This is a genomic window from Halopseudomonas salina (assembly GCF_008641105.1).
Window position 1 is genome coordinate 169,195 of record NZ_VTTI01000001.1, and the last position, 17,004, is coordinate 186,198.

16 protein-coding genes and 2 tRNA genes are annotated in these 17,004 nt (G+C 55.0%); 1 reads left to right on the forward strand and 17 read right to left on the reverse strand.

The genetic code is table 11. The annotated features are described in order from the left end of the window. Nucleotides 1–5: 5 nt before the first annotated feature. Both FZF01_RS00710 and FZF01_RS19365 read right to left on the reverse strand, forming a co-directional pair. Nucleotides 6–845: a dCTP deaminase gene (locus FZF01_RS00710; protein ID WP_188434326.1), complete on the reverse strand. Its 840-nt coding sequence runs from the start codon at nucleotides 843–845 to the stop codon at nucleotides 6–8. Next, on the reverse strand, nucleotides 842–1,531 hold the full coding sequence (locus tag FZF01_RS19365) for a hypothetical protein (RefSeq protein ID WP_188434327.1): 690 nt from the start codon (nucleotides 1,529–1,531) through the stop codon (nucleotides 842–844). Before FZF01_RS19365 ends, FZF01_RS00710 begins: the two co-directional genes overlap by 4 nt. A 1,123-nt stretch (nucleotides 1,532–2,654) precedes the next feature. Between FZF01_RS19365 and FZF01_RS00715 the strand changes: the two genes are divergently transcribed. Continuing rightward, complete coding sequence (locus FZF01_RS00715; RefSeq protein WP_150276188.1) at nucleotides 2,655–3,536, forward strand: hypothetical protein; 882 nt, start codon at nucleotides 2,655–2,657, stop codon at nucleotides 3,534–3,536. Between the two features lie 282 nt (nucleotides 3,537–3,818). Here FZF01_RS00715 and FZF01_RS00720 read toward each other — a convergent pair whose 3' ends face one another. From FZF01_RS00720 to FZF01_RS00790, 15 genes are all read right to left on the reverse strand, one after another. Beyond that, nucleotides 3,819–4,799: a replication protein RepA gene (locus tag FZF01_RS00720; protein ID WP_150276189.1), complete on the reverse strand. Its 981-nt coding sequence runs from the start codon at nucleotides 4,797–4,799 to the stop codon at nucleotides 3,819–3,821. Next, nucleotides 4,799–5,059 (reverse strand): hypothetical protein, encoded by a 261-nt coding sequence (locus FZF01_RS00725; protein ID WP_150276190.1) that lies wholly within the window; start codon nucleotides 5,057–5,059, stop codon nucleotides 4,799–4,801. Before FZF01_RS00725 ends, FZF01_RS00720 begins: the two co-directional genes overlap by 1 nt. Before the next feature lie 129 nt (nucleotides 5,060–5,188). Beyond that, nucleotides 5,189–6,259, reverse strand: a complete 1,071-nt coding sequence (locus FZF01_RS00730; protein ID WP_150276191.1) for a tyrosine-type recombinase/integrase — start codon at nucleotides 6,257–6,259, stop codon at nucleotides 5,189–5,191. 106 nt (nucleotides 6,260–6,365) lie between these two features. Next, a tRNA-Thr gene (locus FZF01_RS00735) sits at nucleotides 6,366–6,441 on the reverse strand. A gap of 316 nt (nucleotides 6,442–6,757) precedes the next feature. Then, nucleotides 6,758–7,981 carry a methyltransferase gene (locus FZF01_RS00740; protein WP_150276192.1) on the reverse strand — a complete coding sequence of 408 codons (1,224 nt, stop codon included), beginning with the start codon at nucleotides 7,979–7,981 and terminating at the stop codon, nucleotides 6,758–6,760. An 8-nt stretch (nucleotides 7,982–7,989) separates the two neighbouring features. Beyond that, nucleotides 7,990–8,667, reverse strand: a complete 678-nt coding sequence (locus FZF01_RS00745; RefSeq protein ID WP_150276697.1) for an ABC transporter permease — start codon at nucleotides 8,665–8,667, stop codon at nucleotides 7,990–7,992. A gap of 20 nt (nucleotides 8,668–8,687) precedes the next feature. Next, a complete protein-coding gene (locus FZF01_RS00750) occupies nucleotides 8,688–9,380 on the reverse strand; it encodes an ABC transporter permease (RefSeq protein WP_150276193.1) in 693 nt (230 codons plus the stop codon). Nucleotides 9,381–9,424: 44 nt separating this feature from the next. Next, the gene (locus FZF01_RS00755; protein WP_150276194.1) at nucleotides 9,425–10,174 is read right to left on the reverse strand and encodes an ABC transporter substrate-binding protein; all 750 of its coding nucleotides are present in this window, start codon (nucleotides 10,172–10,174) and stop codon (nucleotides 9,425–9,427) included. 12 nt (nucleotides 10,175–10,186) lie between these two features. Beyond that, a complete protein-coding gene (locus FZF01_RS00760) occupies nucleotides 10,187–10,954 on the reverse strand; it encodes an ABC transporter ATP-binding protein (protein WP_150276195.1) in 768 nt (255 codons plus the stop codon). 298 nt (nucleotides 10,955–11,252) lie between these two features. Beyond that, nucleotides 11,253–11,663, reverse strand: coding sequence for a response regulator (locus tag FZF01_RS00765; RefSeq protein ID WP_150276196.1), 411 nt, complete (start codon nucleotides 11,661–11,663; stop codon nucleotides 11,253–11,255). Further along, nucleotides 11,656–13,128 (reverse strand): ATPase domain-containing protein, encoded by a 1,473-nt coding sequence (locus FZF01_RS00770; RefSeq protein ID WP_150276197.1) that lies wholly within the window; start codon nucleotides 13,126–13,128, stop codon nucleotides 11,656–11,658. The genes FZF01_RS00765 and FZF01_RS00770 overlap by 8 nt, the downstream gene beginning before the upstream one ends. A 209-nt stretch (nucleotides 13,129–13,337) precedes the next feature. Then, nucleotides 13,338–13,413, reverse strand: a tRNA-Phe gene (locus FZF01_RS00775). An 87-nt stretch (nucleotides 13,414–13,500) separates the two neighbouring features. Beyond that, nucleotides 13,501–13,773, reverse strand: coding sequence for an oxidative damage protection protein (locus tag FZF01_RS00780; protein ID WP_150276198.1), 273 nt, complete (start codon nucleotides 13,771–13,773; stop codon nucleotides 13,501–13,503). 21 nt (nucleotides 13,774–13,794) lie between these two features. Next, the gene (gene mutY, locus FZF01_RS00785) at nucleotides 13,795–14,841 is read right to left on the reverse strand and encodes an A/G-specific adenine glycosylase (RefSeq protein ID WP_150276199.1); all 1,047 of its coding nucleotides are present in this window, start codon (nucleotides 14,839–14,841) and stop codon (nucleotides 13,795–13,797) included. Continuing rightward, nucleotides 14,838–17,000: an AsmA family protein gene (locus FZF01_RS00790; RefSeq protein WP_150276200.1), complete on the reverse strand. Its 2,163-nt coding sequence runs from the start codon at nucleotides 16,998–17,000 to the stop codon at nucleotides 14,838–14,840. Before FZF01_RS00790 ends, mutY begins: the two co-directional genes overlap by 4 nt. Nucleotides 17,001–17,004 lie beyond the last annotated feature (4 nt).

Below are 17,004 nucleotides of genomic sequence, written 5' to 3' on the forward strand. Positions count from 1 at the left end.
AGTCATCAGGGTGTTTCGCCCGTAATAGATTTCTCTGCCTCGGGTGAAGATGCAACGGAAGATGATCGTGACTGCAGCTGAGTCATCTGGACTCTAAGTTTTTCCGTTTCGAGCTTATTCAGCCGGAGTTCTTCTCGATATTGATCCAAGGCCACGTCCATGTTGTTGGACCGTTGCGTCTGATCCCCTAGACGGTCAAATAATGCGTTGTAGGAAAGAAGTCCCGGAATCGCTAGTATCGCGACAATGAGGGCGGCAAATATAACCATTTGCCCGCTAAGCCAAGCAACCTTGTCTTGCGCGTCTTTGGAAGAGTTTGCTATCTGACGCAAGCTACTGATCAGAGGCTGCCTAAGTTGCTCGACAAGATTATTGACTGATCGATGTGCCCTTAGATTAGTAACACCAGATTCGAGCCGCATAAATTCGATTGTCGCTATCCGCTCCCCGGATTTTATGCATACAGGAGACGAGGAAAAATTATGAAGCATGACGATGACTTTACCTGAATAACCTGGGTCAAAAGGCGGCTGCGTAGTCAGCATCATGCCGGCGTATATATGAGTCATGCGCAAAGATACTTTTGCTGTAACGTCAGCTGGCAAATTTATGGTTTCGGCGGCGAGCAAAAAACAAATAGCATGAGGTGGGATAATCAACGTCTGTTTTTTTTTCAGGTTTTGGGTCTCAACAGTAAGGGCACCATTACCTTCTTCGATGTAATATTCGTCGCCGACGGTCAAATCATAAGAGCTCGGCCGAAGCTGCTCATCACTAAACGGGTGAATCAAGCCGCCACCGGCACTAGGAGAGAGATTCTTAATGACTGTATTTGGAAGAATCATTTCGCGGAAATCCTTTTTCTGATTTCTTCTAGGACCAAACGGAGTTCCCCTATTTCGATCCCGATGGTAGCCACGCAATCCTCTGCGCAAGCATTGGCGCCCTTCAATACCAGCGCATCGTGCGAGCGCTGAAACCATGCGGACACGGTAACCGTACCAACTTCGACATCGCTCACATTATGTAATTCCTGCGCTGTCTTCGAATACACTTCATTTGGCCCCAGAACCCGGCTCGAGCGGAGCGATCCCTCTACATGACCGTTTGGCACAGCCACACTATGTCCGACGCCCTCATCAAAACGATATAGAAAGCTTGCTAAACTACTACCCTCGACCAGATTAAAAGCATTCTCTGTCAGCCTCCCGAATACTATGCGGGACGTAAAATCAGCGCAGTGTGAGTGAATGTCCTCCAGCACGTAGTGATCACGGTCCCAGAGATGCATACGAAGGGCTCTCCCTTCGTCATCTACCATCAGCACGTACTTCCAAAAGCCAAGCTGGTGCCTGTGGGAGCGTCTAGCAGTATCAGCTAGCAGATCCTCATCCGCCAACAGCCCATCCAAGCAGGCCAGCAATGATACGTTCGAGGCATCTTGAACCACCTCCGTGATGATTTCCGCTTGAGAGCGATCATGTCTCAGAGAAGCAGAATCTTTGCCTTTTTTCAGCGGGCGTATCGTCATCTGGGGGAAAGTCCTAGGCAGATAGTCAACGATGGTGACTTGGCGGATCCAGTCTGATAATTTCGTTCGCCTCGGTCAAGGTGCCTGGCATTTGGGTGTACTTTGAAGTCAAAAAATCGAATTTTGGGAAATTTTCGTGACTGCATTTGGCTTCTTATCTTTGGGTGCTAGCGCAGGTGTGATCACTGGGCTTCTGATGTCGAGAACGAGGAACGTGGCGGTTGGCCCGGGGTTCCTTATCGCGGCCATGTTACCAATCTTTTTAGCTAGTGCTGCTGTCCTCACGCTTCCGACTCTCGCAACCCACGAACTTTCTGGATTTTACCCGGTAGGTCTGCTGCTATCACTGATGCTGCAACAAGCGGGACAGTTGGTTATGGCAAAGCTCGAGGGATCTTTTGTCTCTGTACTTCTTGGGTACGTCTACGGTGTCGTCGCGATAGGTGCTACCGTTGCGGCGCTTGTGTTCGCTTTCATAACCCATTACTAAAGGTGCATAGGGTGGGCACTCTAAAAACCCTAAACTTGCGCGAGTAATTCGGGTCAGTTCAGATGAAAATTAACTATTATGATCCTATGCTGACTCACTTGATTTTCCTCATCTTATGGATTGCCGGCTCTGAAAAGTGTTTGTTTACCCTCCGTTATGCCCCAAAGGGTTGCTAATGTCGGCTTTTGGACGCTTTGAGCCTGTCGCATTAGCCTGAGATCAGCTAAAACCCACCTGATTATACAAAAATCAGCACACTCTTCTTTCAGGTCATCGGCCAATCCAGAAGCATTCCAAGTATCTGACGCATCCAAGTGGCAAACTCATGTAACGTCCTGGCTTAGCTCGAAATACTGTCAGGAGCGCGGTATCTCTGAGGCGACGGTTGCGCCGATTATTCAGCAAGCCATCTCGATGGTGCAGTAACCCAGTTGCATCTTCGTCGGGTAGGACATAACCTGAAGGCAGGTTCCGGGAGCCCCTGCCCTTCCCCAGCGCAATTTACGCCGCGGTGAATGCCTTCCCCTGTCCGCGTCAGCGGATCGCGTTAAACCATACATTGGGTCAATCCTACGATCTTTGAATCGTCTGGAACGGGGGAGCAGATGCAAACCAGATCTGAGGAAGCCCCGTATGTGCCTATCTCGCAAGCAAGTCCTTGAACTAGCCAAAATCCTGCATTCGACGACCAAAGCCCTTGGTCAAAGCAGCAAACTATCTACACATCAAGAAAAACTCAGCCACTTGCTGGGCTACCGTCATTGGAATGCGGCAAGTGCTGGCCTTCCAGAGACGATCCCTGAGGAAACTGCGGCAGCGATCGCCTTGTTGGAGGTTCCTGGCCAAACACCAATGACGTTTCTGGCACATGGGCGTGCCGCGCCTTGGAAAATGCCATTGGTGGTTCGTGATTACCTGATCGCCCAATCCTTGGACCCCGATGGGTTTGGGGTTACCAGCTACACAAGGCCTACCCCTGTGTTAGCTCAGAAGCCCAGATTCCTCACCATTGGCTTTAGCAGGGCTGTCGACGAGCACACCGAGTACAGAGAGCCGCTAGACCCCAACGACATCAGTTACTGTCATCATAACCACACCCCTATCGTGGTGACCTTCGCTGATCATACAGGGAGGTTTTCCTTCAAGCTGACCCTCTGGCTTGTGACTTTCTCCGCCCTGAGTGATTCACCGATTTACTTCAACGGTGCCTCGCACAAGCCTATGTACAACAGCATTGTTGAGACAGTTACTGGGGTAGAGCCCTTCAATCGCAAGGGTTATTGCTTGGTTAATAGTGATGATGCGCGGAATCCACATGCCGTTATCAAGTGCGATGAGCAGGGTAGGGAGATTGAGCACATCAGAAACCTCCCGCCCCTACCCGAGAGAGAGCTTTGGGCCGAACTGAAGACGTACAATAACCAACTCAACCTATCCCTCACGGACGCAGCAGAGATAACGCAATCTACGGTGTACATGTACGCCGAGTATGCTGGAGGAGAAACCTTCGACTGAGGGTGATAAAAGTGAAAAACCGCCTCCAGGGGCGGTTTTTTTGTGTCCTACGGAAAGTCGCTTCTTCGCGTAGAGGAAGATCTTTTTTACAGGAGAAGTTACAGGCTCAACAGGAATACCTCTGAAAGGCCCGTTCTTAAAGCCTTTGACGAAGGTCAGAAGGAGTAAATATGCGTGAAAAAGGAGTAAATATTCATTTAAATGGAGCAGTCATGTGCGGATATGCGGGAGTAAATATGCGTGGATAAATTGGCAGCTTAGCGACTGCGTCAGCTGGGTAGCTTAGGTTGGTTCTGAGACGCGTCGAGGTACTTGAGGTGCACAGGGCTTAAGAGTCAGCCCCTTTTTGGTGGGTGTCGCCTTTAGTTGCGGCCACAGCAACTTCACGGCATGAAGCGCTTTTCTGAAGTTTTTTTGAAAATCACTGCGCCCCTGGACGGTATCTGGGTAACCCGCTCCTATTTGGCTCTTCAAATCGGACCATGGTATTTCAGTCCACTTGGATAAATAGCTAACTCTGTAAGTCGCCCAGCAGTAGACGTCAAACGACATCGATGATTTTAAATGCCGTATAAAACGTTTATCGATGGGCACCGCTTTACTGGTAACGAGCTCGTAAAATCCCGATGAAAGCTCTATGTATGAGTCCTTTGTGCTATCGAAGGTCTTAGGCCACAATTCGAACCTATCTACTACGCGCAAAGGCCCCAAGCTGATAACAACCGACCCGGTCTCTCCTTGAATTTTAGTTACGCTGACCGTCACCGTAGCATTGAATAGCCTGTCCATTTGGTCGCGAAATGGGTATATCGATCCACTTTTCCCACCTGTAGCCCTAAGCCCCAGATCAGCCATAAACCGCTTTAAAGAAGCGCCCAAACTTAGCAGCCGAGCTTCGGAATTCGTAATTTGGCCACGCGCTAATTTAGCCGCGTTGCGCACGGCCTCGGTGGTTATCCAAACCAAGAGCAGCCGGGGATATCTCCCATAGGGTAAACCTACTGCCGGTTGACTCGTAACATGAAAAGTTAAATTTCCATTGATACGAGTCCAGGAACTGTCGGAATTTTTACTATGTGGTAGGTTAGCCTGCAGTAAGGTTTTCGCTAAAAAGCCAATTTCTCCCGCCTCCTGAGCAGTTTGGTTTTCGATAGCAAGCATTTGATCGATAGCGCGATCCATGCGCTTTAACTTGGGACCGCTCAACCCCAATCCGCTTGACATGGTCTCGTCATCATCAGCAGAAGTTTGTTCTTGCTCCATCAATCACGGCCCAGCCGAGCAGCCAGAATTAGAGCAAGCTCAGGCGCACTGTAATAGACGCGACGGCCAAATCGGACCATCGACGGACCGAGCTCTCGTCGAAGCTGAGACTCTTCCCGAGCAAGCTCCCAGTTCAGTCCGCCAATACGACGATCGAGCAAATCTGCGAGCTGTTCGCGACTAAGCATCATGCCGTAAGTCGCGATCAGGTTTTTTTCGATTTTTTCCGCAGCATGCTCGCGGTTACTAGGGTCAACCATGTGAAACTCCAATATTCTATGGGTTTCACTAATAGTGCGAAGAGGTGCCCCTTTTTCGGCCCTTTTTGGGGCCCCCTCGCAAAAAACTCAAAATAAAATCTTTCGCATGCGAAAGATGGCTGTATTTCTCTAGATTTGCCGCTGCTTGCGCAGCAAATCAATACGCTCCACGAGGTCTTCCGCCCGCAGGTGGGTGTACCTTTTAACCATTTGCATCGACTTATGGCCGCTAATGGCAGACACCTCTTGATCCGAGAGCCCAACCTCTACTAAGCGGCTAACCGCCTCGTGTCTCAGGTCGTGAAAGCGCAGGTCACGCATTCCCAGTCGGTTTCTAATCTGTTGCCATGTCTTATTGAAGGCATAAGAACGTCTGCGGCCGTTTGCGCCCGGCTCCCCAAAAAAAATCAGATCAGTGTCGATAGGTCGATATGGATGGTCGAGCGCCCGGCTGAAAACCGCAGTCGCGGCTTTACTGAGCGGTACCACGCGACGCTCGCCGTTCTTGGTGGCGCTTAATGTGATGATTCGGCGTCGGATATCTACCTGCGATCTTCGGAGATTAGTGATTTCGGAGGACCGCATCCCCGTCTCGATAGCAACCCGGACGATGTAGCCGAGAAATGGGTTCGAATGAGCGTCAACGGCAGCATAAAGACGACGCTCCTCGTCAGGCGTCAGACGTCTATCCCTCCCCCTTCCCGCCGCAGGCTTTCGGACATTCAAGACCGGATTGAACGGAAGCCCGACACCCCACTCTCTGATGCAGACGTTGAACATGTGACTGAGCAACGCCAGCTCAAGGCGAACCGAATTGTTGCTAACAGGTGTATTGCGCCGCGTTGCCTCATTTAGACGCTGATCCCGGTAGCCAGAGATCAGTTCTGCAGACAGGGCTGCTAAGGAATAGCCCCCAAGCCTACGAACGAGGTTCTTCGCGCTGCCTTGCTCGCTAATAAGGGTTTTAGGGGCTTTGGTGGGGCTGACTTCCGAGAGGTAACGTTTGAGAGCCTGTTCGAGCGTCGTTCGTTCCGAGGCTGTGCGCTGAATATAAACGCCGCGCACCATTTCATCCTCGACCCGCCGGGACCAGTCAAGGGCATCACGTTTTGTACGAAAGGTCTTCGAGGTAGTAGGCCATCCGTTTTTGCGGATGAGGGCTTTCCAGGTACCAGAGGGGGTTTTAACGAGTGTTGCCATGCCGTTCTCCGAGGTGGCGATCAGTACGACTGTACTGAAAATGTACCTCGGGAACATCTGAATGCGGTGTCAAAAACTGCAGCATCGCTGCAGCCCCTGATTTATATGGTGCCGGCACCAAGAGTCGAACTCGGGACCTACTGATTACAAGTCAGTTGCTCTACCAGCTGAGCTATACCGGCGCGGGGTGCATTATATCTAGGCTGTGTGCTGTGTAAAGACGTGAGAGGCCCTTGGAGTGAAATTTCCTGGTTTCAGGGGTTATTCATAGGGTTGGCCAGCTTGTGCATGAAATCTATAGCAGCACTTGACAAAGAGGCCTTAACCTCTTGTTTCTTCTCGGTTATCCACTTTGATTCATTTTTGATCAGATAGCTGAAAGCCGCATTCTGTGTGGCTTTCAGGGAGATACTAATAAGTCATCAACATTGTTATGCACAGACGCCGGGGATAAGTTACCAGACCGCGCATCTGTGGATAAGTCTGTGTGCAAGCCGTTCACAGACTGGTGATGACTTGTGCGCAAGGTCTTTCCGCAATCAGTAGAAAATTGCGCGGCGTCAGCTCCGATGGGCAGAACAGGCCGATCTCGACACGGTAGCCCGCCTCTTGCATGAACAGGGCCCGGTCCAGGAGCAACCACATCTCCAACGGCCTGCGAAAGAGTCCGCGCACAAGCTCGAGATTGCGCACCTCGGCAAGCCGTTGCCAGCCGCGCCGCTCCATCTCCGGCCAACTGTCAGGCTCTGGCAAATCCAGCTGGTGATAGTTGGCCAGCTCACGGCAGAAAGACGCAATACCGTTATTAGTGGCGCTTTCCGGACGCGAGGGGGTAGGCAGATACTGGTCCGAGTTCCGCGCTTCGCGCTGCCACAGATCAAATGCCAGACGCCATGCCATGGAGCAATCCCGCAGGCGGCGCGCCCGCTGGCCTGCAGTAACACTCTCCTGCATCGGCAGACCAAGATCGTCTTTGCTGAGTTTTAACTGCGCAATTCTGGCTGTGTCTGACAAGGGCTGATACTCCGGCCCCTCGATGCGGTTATAGCAGCAGGGCGCCAGCGCCACCTGAACGCATCTGCTGGCTGCTGCCTGCTGCAGTAGCGTCATATGTAACTGCCCACAGGCGTGCAGCGCCACAAGGCTTTGCTCGGGTGCCAGATGATGCCAGGTCGCTGGGCTGAGAACGTCTGCATCCTGATGCCGAGCGCTAAGGTGAAATTGCTCACTGAGCTTTTCACCATCGCGGTTGAGCTGTTCATTGTGCTCCAGACACAACAGAGGATGCCCCGTCTTCCAGGCAAGCACGCGACCCAGATGGCCCTTCCCCGCGCACCAGTCAACCCAGTGGCTGGCTGGCTGTTGCCAACGAGCCTGGCTTGCCTGGGCAAAGCGGGATATCTGCTGCCATTTGCGTCCGGGGATGTGACGGTACAGCGGTTCAGGAAGCTCGTCGTGCCGCTGTGAAGACCAGTCAGGCAACCGCGTCAGGGCGATACCTGCTCGCGCCAAATTACCAAAGGGCGCGGGTGCATCGAGCAGATGAAGCTGGGTATGCGCCTGTTCAGCCTGCTCCAGGCTGCGCCTGCGTAGCCAGATGGCAAGCTCGGGCCATTGGTTTTCCCAGGAGCACTGGTGCTCGGTAAAGGGTTTGGCTCGCCAAAGCTGTTGATGCTCAACGAGCCAGGCATCCAGTTGCTGGAAGCGCTCGGCAAAATTCATTGTTTGCCTCAGCGTTTGCGGCTGGCCTCAACCTTGAGCCAGCGCTCTACCAGCTTGAATAGCTGAGTGAAAACCACAGTGATCACCAGGTAAATCAGGCCAGCTACCAGAAAAAACAGCTCGAACTGATAGGTCCGGGCGTTGATGCCGCGCACCACGCCCATGATGTCCATCAGGGTGATGGTATAGACCACCGCACTGGCCTTGAGCATCAGGATCACTTCGTTGCCGTAGGCAGGCAGACCGATGCGAATGGCACGCGGCAGAATGATGTACTGCAACGCCTGCCGCCGGGACATGCCCAGGGCACGAGCCGCCTCCACTTCTCCCCCGGGTACCGACTGAATGGCACCGCGCAGGATCTCCGCGATGTAGGCAGCCGTGTGCATGGTCATGGTGATCAGCGCGCACCAGTAGGGTTCGCGCAGATAGGGCCAGAACATGCTCTCGCGTACGGCCTCGAACTGCGAGAGTCCGTAGTAGACCAGAAACAGCTGCAGTAACAGCGGCGTACCGCGAAAAAAGAACACGTAGGTATAGGGTAGCGCGCGCACGTACCAATGGCGCGATGCACGGGCGATACCTAGCGGAATGGCGAGGATCAGGCCGACGACCACGGCAATTCCTACCAGCTCCAGGGTCATCAAGGTGCCTTCGAGCAAGTCTGGCAGGAATCGCGCGATCATTTCCCAGCGTTCAGCCCAGCTCACAGTTCAGTCCTCACAAAACCCCGGTTGGCTCGCCGCTCGAACACATGCAGTGCAGCCATGATAATCACCGTCAACCCAAGATAAATGAGTGCGGCCATGAAGTAGAAGGTGAAGGGCTCCTTGGTGGCATTGGCGGCAAACTGCGCCTTGCGCATGATTTCTTCCAGACTGATCAGCGATACCAGAGCGGTGTCCTTGAGCAGAATCAGATACAGATTACCCAGGCCTGGCAACGCGACGCGCCACAACTGGGGCAGAGTAATACGCCAGAAGATTCGGGTTCGCGACATACCCAGGGCCAGTCCAGCCTCTTTCTGGCCGCTTGGAATGGCCAGCAAGGCGCCCCGGAATACCTCGGTAGCATAGGCACCAAAGCACAGACCGAGGGCCAGGGTGCCGGCAATGAACGGGCTCAGCGTCAGGTAGGGGTTGCCGAAAAAGCTGCCCAGGTAATTGAAAATGGAGGTGGTACCGTAATAGGCCAGCAACACCCAGAGTGTTTCCGGGATACCGCGCACCACTGATGTGTAAAATCCGCCTACACCTCGCACCAGCGTGTTATCGGATATTTTCGCACTAGCACCCAGCAGTCCGAGCAGCAACCCGAGTGCAACGGATGCGAGGGACAGGCGGATGGTCATCCAGGTCCCTTCAATCAGGGCCGGACCAAAACCGTGTAATTCAAACATGGGCGGGTATCAGTTCCGGGCCCCGAGGGGCCCGGCCAGTCAGGTCAATAAATGCTGAAGGGGAAGTACTTGGCGTTGATTTCGGCATAGGTGCCGTCGTCAACGATTTCCTGCAGGGCTTCGTTCAGACGCTCACGCAGTGGATCACCCTTGCGCACAGCGATACCGATCTTGTCGTTGCTGAATACCGGCTCACCCTTGAACTCGAAGTTTTCGCCAGCTTCGCTTTGCAGCCACTCGTACTGCACGAAGGCGTCAGCCAGCACGCCATCGATACGACCGGCGTTCATGTCCAGGTAAGCATTTTCCTGGGTGTCATACAGGCGAATATCGACTACGTCGCCCATGTTTTCTTCGAGCCACTGGCCCGCGATAGTTGCGCGCTGGGCACCAATGGTCTTGCCGTCGAGGCTCTCTTCATCCACGCCGAACTCGGACTTCTTCGGCGCAACAAACTGCAGTTTGTTGGTGTAGTAGGGCATGGTGAAGTCCACGGCCTGCTCGCGCTCTTCGGTGATCGACATGGAGGCCACCAGGAAGTCGAAGCGACGGGTATTCAGAGCTGGGATGATGCCATCCCAATCGGAAATAACCACGCTGCACTCAGCGCCCATCCGCTCGCACAGCGCCTTGGCGATGTCGAGATCGAAACCGGTCACTTCACCACTGCTGTCGATCATGTTGAATGGAGGATAAGCACCTTCGGTACCGATGCGCAGTTTGTCTGCCAGGGCCGGGGCACTGAATACCATGGCGGCAGTAACCGCCAACAGAACCTTCTTATAGCTTTTCATGGGTACGGCTCCTTACTTGTGGCTGGACATGAATTGTCTGCAGCGTTCTGATTTCGAATGTTCGAACACCTGCTCAGGAGTGCCGATTTCCTCGACCTGCCCCTTGTGCAGAAACACCACCTCACTCGACACCTGTCGGGCAAAGCCCATCTCGTGAGTTACCAACAGCATAGTACGACCCTCGTCGGCCAGCGCCCGGATCACGGAAAGCACTTCCTGCACCATTTCCGGGTCCAGTGCCGAGGTGGGCTCGTCAAACAGAATGACTCGAGGCTGCATCGCCAGAGTTCGGGCAATGGCAGCGCGCTGCTGCTGCCCGCCAGACAACTGCGCAGGAAAGGAGTGCCGCTTGTCGGCAATACCGACCTTTTCCAGAAACAGTTCGGCCGCGGCGATAGCGTCTGCCTTGGGCTGGCCCAGAACGCGGCGAGGCGCCTCGATAATATTGTCCAGAATGCTCATGTGCGGCCAGAGATTAAAGCTCTGAAATACAAAGCCGACCCGTGCACGCAGTCGATTGATCTGTTTATTATCCGCCGAAACCAGCGCGCCATCGCGGCCGGGCTTGAGTTTCATTTCTTCGCCGGCAACGATGATCTGACCTTCGTTGGGATTTTCCAGAAGATTGATACAACGCAGCAGCGTACTTTTACCCGAACCGGAGGAGCCGAGAATCGAGATGACGGCGCCATCATGGGCGACCAGATCAACGCCCTTGAGCACTTCAAGGTCGCCAAAACGTTTGTGCAGATTGCGGACTTCCAGTGCGGGCGGTGTCACGTATGTTTTTCCAGATCGGCGCCAGAGGGCGTCAGTAAATTTGGCCGGAGTGGTCCAGCGTACCAACACAGTTCCGTCTGTATAGGAGTAATGATCCTGTAATCAGGCAAAACTAGCACAGGTCCGCCACATGACCAAGAACCCTCTCCGGGTCATGTCCCGAATGTGCATGCAAAAGTCTGTCCAGATTAAATCTGTTGTCCACATTCATCCGAGAGCCTGCAGCCCCCTTCTAACGGTGCCAGGAAAAATACTCAATGAGCGAATGCGAACGAGAACCGCACGATTACGGTGCTGTTCAGGCAGGCTCGGTCGACGGTGGGGCGCCGTGGGCAACCAAGGAGGCGACTATCGCGAGCAGTGATTCCAGCTCACCACCTTTCAAAAAGGTCTGGTCGGCCAAATGATGATCAGGCAGATCCGTCGGAACAGCCGAACTCATCAACAGCACAGGAATGGCGCTGAGTCGGGCATTTCCGCGAATAGCACGCAAAAGCTCTGCGCCATCCATTTCCGGCATCATGTAGTCGGTAATGACCAGGCTCGGCGTGACGGTCAGAAGAATATCGAGGGCTGCAATCCCGTGCTGCGCGCACATGACATCGTAGCCCTCACTCTCAAGAAGAATTTCCATTACCTTCCTGATTGCACGCTCGTCCTCTGCCAGCAGGATAAGTGGCTTGCCAGACTTGCCAGCGGCTTCAGCCATCGGTGTTTTCCCCGCGGCCCTGCCGATGTGGGAGGCCTGATATGACACCCTCGGTCCCGCTCATTCGGCTATCAATCTGGAAGCCGTCCTGGCCTATGTGAAACTCGAAGACGTAGGGTGCAAAGGAACTTTCACGCATTTTCATTACCGCCAGAGTGCGATGCAGCGTGGCGTCCAGCTCCGCGTAGCGCAACAGCAGAATATTTTCGGCTACCGCCGAGATGGCGGTGAACTGCATTGCGTTCTCACCACCCATGAGCTCTGGGAGCTCGGCGGTAAATACGGTGGTCACACCGTCGGCGCGCAAACAACTGATCAGGGCCGATAGAAATCGTCCCGTGCGCAATGGGTAGACAGCCGCCTGGCGGAATCCGTCCACCCCATCGACAAACAATCTTTTCACCCCCCGGCGGCGGACGGCGTGAAGCATATCCTCAGCCAAGTGATCGACAATCTGCTCGGTCGGCGGGTAATTCAATATTTCTACAGCGCCCGACTCCAGCAGACTGGCCAGATCCAGCCCCAAAGCAGCCGCGCGGCGCTCCAGCCGAATGCTGTCTTCATAAAAGCCAAACAGCAGGCCTGGCTCCTCGACTGTACTCTGACAGATAAATGCCAACCCAAGGGAAGTCTTGCCGATACCGGTGGGGCCGACCAGAGCTGTGCTGGAGGAGTAGGGAAAACCACCCTCAATCAGCTCATCCAGACTCGGCACACCGCTGGAGACTCGCTCCTCCCGCATTGCCACGGCCCTGGCATCGCCAGCAACAGACTCAAGGCGCGGGTAGACGTGAAAGCCCTGCTGGTTGATTCGAGTCATGTGACGCCCGGCGACAAAGCCGCTACCGCGTAGCTTGTGCACGCGAATGTAACGAAAGCTCCGGCACTCCAGCTCGCCGCTATTGAGCTCTATCCAGCCGTCCACCATGGTGAATTCGGGACTGCCTGTGCTGCGCTCGCTGTTGGTTAACAACAAAACCGTAGAACCACTGATGTCAGCAAATGCCGCCAGATCATTGATGAACTCGCGGAAGCTGCGCTCCGTTTCAGCGGATTCTTCCAGCGCAAACAGGCCGTCAACAACGATCGTCGATACGTCATGGCTTTTGGCGTTGCGCATGAGAAAGCGCAGTACCCCCTCCAGCCCGTCCTGACGCAAGGTATCAAAGGCGCTCCCGTAAAATACCGATTGCTGATCGCCGGTATCCGCCATGAAATCCATTTTGCGCAGATGACGCAAGAGCCGGTTGTGAGTCTCAGCCAGGAGAGTGACGTACAGGGCGCGCTCGCCCAGCTTGGCGCGGTAATAGCAGAACTGGTTGGCGAGAATCGTCTTCCCCTCGCCGGGCCCGCCCTGCACGATATATACCGCCTGGGGCAGCAAGCCACCACAGAGGATTTCGTCGAGCCCGGGTACACCGGTCTGAAGGCGGTCGAATTGGGTATTGTCGATTTTGTCGGTCACTAGACTATATCCATTGTGCAAACCAGATCTTCTTGCGAGTCAGCAAGCGAAAACTCACCGACAGGACTCTAGACAATGGTGGGTGCCAAAGTTCCGCTGCCCACTACCGAGCCACATTCCCGACTGAGTTTTCCGGCGCAACAGGATGTAGCCTGCAAAAACCCGAGGCAAAAAAAAACTCGCCATTCGGCGAGTTTTTTAAAAAAAGATGGTGCCCAGAGACGGAATCGAACCGCCGACACGAGGATTTTCAATCCTCTGCTCTACCAACTGAGCTATCTGGGCAACGGGGCGCTATTAAACGGTTTAAGACCTTAGCTGTCAAGCGGCCGCACAAATTATTTGCCATTCTTTCAGCCGCTTACCCGATTGTCATTCCACAGGAGGCACGTAACCGTCGGCCTGGGCGTAATCTTCGCCGGCGAGAAACTTGTCCATCTCTCCCTGCAGGAAGCGGCGGTCCTCGGCATCCATCATGTTCAAGCGGCGCTCATTGATCAGCATCGTCTGGTGGGCCTGCCATTCGTCCCAGGCTTTTTTCGAGACATCCGTGAAGATCGCTTCCCCCTTGGCGCCCGGATAAGGCGGCCGATCAAGGCCAGGCAGTTCCTGCTGATATTTGCGGCACATCACCATACGGGTCATGGGCAATCCTCCACGATGAATTCAGATAATCGATTCGACCCGCTGAAGCAGTTTCTTGACCGGTGCGGCCAGCCCCAGACGGGAAGGTTGGCGCAGGTTATACCAGACCTGCCCGCTCTCGGCCACGCCATGACCATGCTCAACTCTGATCAGCAGTGGCTGGATATCCAGATGGAAGTGGCTGAAGGTGTGCCGTAATGGCTCCAGCACCTGAGGTTCGGCCGCCTGCCAGCCCTCACGGGCGATAAGAGCCTCGAGCTGCCTGTGATCATCCAGCTGCGGCGGACACCAGAGACCGCCCCAGAGCCCGCTGTCGGGGCGGCGTTGCAGCCAGACATCGCCCAAGGGATTAACCAGCAGGGGCATGAGGCACTTGCGTACCGGAATACTCTTGCGCGGCCGGCGTTGCGGATACGCAGTTTGCTCGCCCAGCATGCGAGCCTGACAGCCAGCCTGCAGCGGGCATATCAGACACGATGGTTTGCTCCGCGTACACAGGGTTGCGCCCAGATCCATCATCGCCTGGGTGTAGTGATTGACCCGGGAGTGAGGCGTGTGGCTTTCAGCTATCGCCCACAGCCGGTCGTGAACTGCCTTTTCGCCCGGCCAGCCCTGCACGGCATGAAAGCGCGCCAGCACCCGCTTGACGTTGCCATCCAGGATGGGGGCGCGCAAGCCCATACTCAGACTGGCAATCGCACCCGCTGTGGACGGCCCGATACCCGGAAGATCGATCAAGAGGGGCAGATCAAGGGGAAACTCCCCAGCGTATTCATCGACCACCCGCTTGGCGGCCTTGTGCAGGTTGCGGGCCCGACTGTAATAGCCGAGACCGGTCCACAGATGTAACACCTCATCTGCCGGAGCTGCAGCCAAAGCCTGCACATCCGGCAGCGCCTGCATGAACCGCTCATAGTAAGGAATCACCGTGGCTACCTGGGTTTGCTGCAGCATGATTTCTGACACCCAGACGCGGTAGGGAGTCATGTTCTGCTGCCAGGGCAGATCCTTGCGGCCGTGCAGGTCATACCAACCCAGCACGGCCTCGGCGAAGGTTGGCTCGGTCACTGGCCGAACAAGCCACGTAGCGCGTCACGGACGGCTGGCGCCTGCTGATCCAGCTTTTCTTCCAACTTGTCGCCCAGTTTGCGCTTTGCTTCATTGCCCAGAAGCTGACCAGCGAGCTGAGTAACCGCTTCGGTATCAACCCCGCAGCTGCTGGCAGCGTTATGCAGATAGCCGCTACAACGGATCGGCCACTCAACGCCGACATAGCGCTCATTGACCCGACAAGCCGAGTCAGGCATCTCGATGTTGTCGCCCTTGAGAACCAGACCCAGGCGGTAGTCCAGACGCTGAGTCGGCAGGACGATTTCACCGCGGCCCTTTGCGGTGATGCCCGGCAGATCGGCCACCAGGTTCTCATTGATAACTGTGCCGTCAACGATACGGAAATTACCCTTCAAGGCGCTGAACGGAGTGTCCTGTGAACCCACGGGGGCGCCCAGGGGCTCACGATTGACCAGTGCAATCGCCTGACAGAGCTGTTGTTCGAGATTAATCCCGAGTAATGCGCCGTCGTTCACATCGAAGCTGGCCCGACCATTCAAACTCGACATCCACTGCTGCATACTATTGCCAGTGGCGCGCACATCCATATCCAGGTTGATGGCTCCACGCAGCTGGGGTGCAACGTCATAGGCCTCCTGAATGGCTATCGAGTTCATACCTGCAAGTTTTTTCTTCGCGCTCAGGGTCACAGGTCGCGTGCGCGCATCAATTTGCCCGGTCACAGCAAAGTCGCCACCAAACACGCCGCCTTCGAACCGACTGATGTTCACCATGCCTCCCCGGGCCTGAACAGCAGCTTTGAATGGCCTGATGACCTGCTCGGTCAATACGACTTCCTGCATGTCCAAACTGCCATCCACATCCAGCTCTGCGATCAGCCCCAACGGCAGGACTGGCTCATCGCTCCAGGCCATAGGCGTAGACTCCGACTTGCTGCCCCCACTGGTGCCCGCTGGCTCCTGCGCGGCGTCCTCATCGACAGGTGGCAGGTAGTCGTCGAGATCAAGGCGATTGCCCGTAAGCCTGAACCGGAGCGCCTGACGCTCGAGATCTGCCAGCCCCATACTGCCGGTAAATTCGTTGCCGTCGACCTGCAACTGCAGGTCTTCGAACATAAGGCTGGTGGCCGAGCCAACCAGATTGGCTGCCATGGATACTTCTTCCAGCGCTCGCGGATTCGCCGTTTCCGGAATCTCCTGCCCAAACGCCTCAATCAGTGAGCGGGCATTGAAAGTTGCTACGTCCAGCCTGCCGGCCAGCTGCATATCCTGATCCAGCTGTGTAGCCTTGATTGCCCCCGTTGCGCGCAGATCTGCCAGCGACAGCCGAACCTGATTCAGTTCTGCCACCTGGGCGCCGAGATCGACCACGCTGTCGGCCTGCAGCTGCAGAGAAACTGCCCTACCCGAAAATGGCGCGCCACTGGCATCCAGCTTGAGATCGATGGCATCGAACTGATAGCGCTCAAGTCCCAGATCAAACTGCGCAACGGTCTGCAGGTCAATTCGCATGCGCATGGCAGGCTGCTCAGTCGTCAACAAACCGATAAAGGCGATATCGAACGGCTGCCCTTCAACCAGCGCACCTGTTTCCAGATTGACGTCGTTAAGCTGCACACTCTGGCCGGTTTCGCGATCCTCATAGAGAATCCGGGCGTTGGTGATATTCACACTCTGCACCGCTATATCCAGCTCTTCTCTCTGGGTATCAGGTGCCTCTACGGAGCCTGATCCGGTGTCGGCATGTTCTCTGGTCTGCGGACCTACCGTTTCCCAGTTGCCCTGGCCGTCAGCATTTCTGACCAGGTTGAGACTGACGTCGTTGAGGATGACATCACTGAAGCGCAGCTCCCGGCGCAGCAATGGCAGCACCTCTACTCCGAGCCCGAGACTACCCACCTCGGCCAGCGACTGATCTGGTTGATCAACCGGTGTTACCCCGACCTGTTTCAGCTCGATTCCCAGCCAGGGGAACAGGGACCAGCCAATGTCACCGCCAAGGGTCAGCTCGACGTTGGCCTTTTCGCGGGCGATTTCACGAATATTGTCCTTGTAATCGTTGGGGTCGAATATCCGGGTCAGGAAAAACAACAGAGCGACGGCGAGCAACAACACGCCGAACACAACCAGTCCCAGGACCTTGGCAAGCGCTTTCATGGGT

Bases quoted from the DNA above. Each gene is read 5' to 3' on its own strand.
- FZF01_RS00710 (WP_188434326.1), bottom strand. From the start codon at position 845: ATGATTCTTCCAAATACAGTCATTAAGAATCTCTCTCCTAGTGCCGGT.
- FZF01_RS19365 (WP_188434327.1), bottom strand. From the start codon at position 1,531: ATGACGATACGCCCGCTGAAAAAAGGCAAAGATTCTGCTTCTCTGAGA.
- FZF01_RS00715 (WP_150276188.1), top strand. From the start codon at position 2,655: ATGTGCCTATCTCGCAAGCAAGTCCTTGAACTAGCCAAAATCCTGCAT.
- FZF01_RS00720 (WP_150276189.1), bottom strand. From the start codon at position 4,799: ATGGAGCAAGAACAAACTTCTGCTGATGATGACGAGACCATGTCAAGC.
- FZF01_RS00725 (WP_150276190.1), bottom strand. From the start codon at position 5,059: ATGGTTGACCCTAGTAACCGCGAGCATGCTGCGGAAAAAATCGAAAAA.
- FZF01_RS00730 (WP_150276191.1), bottom strand. From the start codon at position 6,259: ATGGCAACACTCGTTAAAACCCCCTCTGGTACCTGGAAAGCCCTCATC.
- FZF01_RS00740 (WP_150276192.1), bottom strand. From the start codon at position 7,981: ATGAATTTTGCCGAGCGCTTCCAGCAACTGGATGCCTGGCTCGTTGAG.
- FZF01_RS00745 (WP_150276697.1), bottom strand. From the start codon at position 8,667: ATGATCGCGCGATTCCTGCCAGACTTGCTCGAAGGCACCTTGATGACC.
- FZF01_RS00750 (WP_150276193.1), bottom strand. From the start codon at position 9,380: ATGTTTGAATTACACGGTTTTGGTCCGGCCCTGATTGAAGGGACCTGG.
- FZF01_RS00755 (WP_150276194.1), bottom strand. From the start codon at position 10,174: ATGAAAAGCTATAAGAAGGTTCTGTTGGCGGTTACTGCCGCCATGGTA.
- FZF01_RS00765 (WP_150276196.1), bottom strand. From the start codon at position 11,663: ATGGCTGAAGCCGCTGGCAAGTCTGGCAAGCCACTTATCCTGCTGGCA.
- FZF01_RS00780 (WP_150276198.1), bottom strand. From the start codon at position 13,773: ATGACCCGTATGGTGATGTGCCGCAAATATCAGCAGGAACTGCCTGGC.
- FZF01_RS00790 (WP_150276200.1), bottom strand. From the start codon at position 17,000: ATGAAAGCGCTTGCCAAGGTCCTGGGACTGGTTGTGTTCGGCGTGTTG.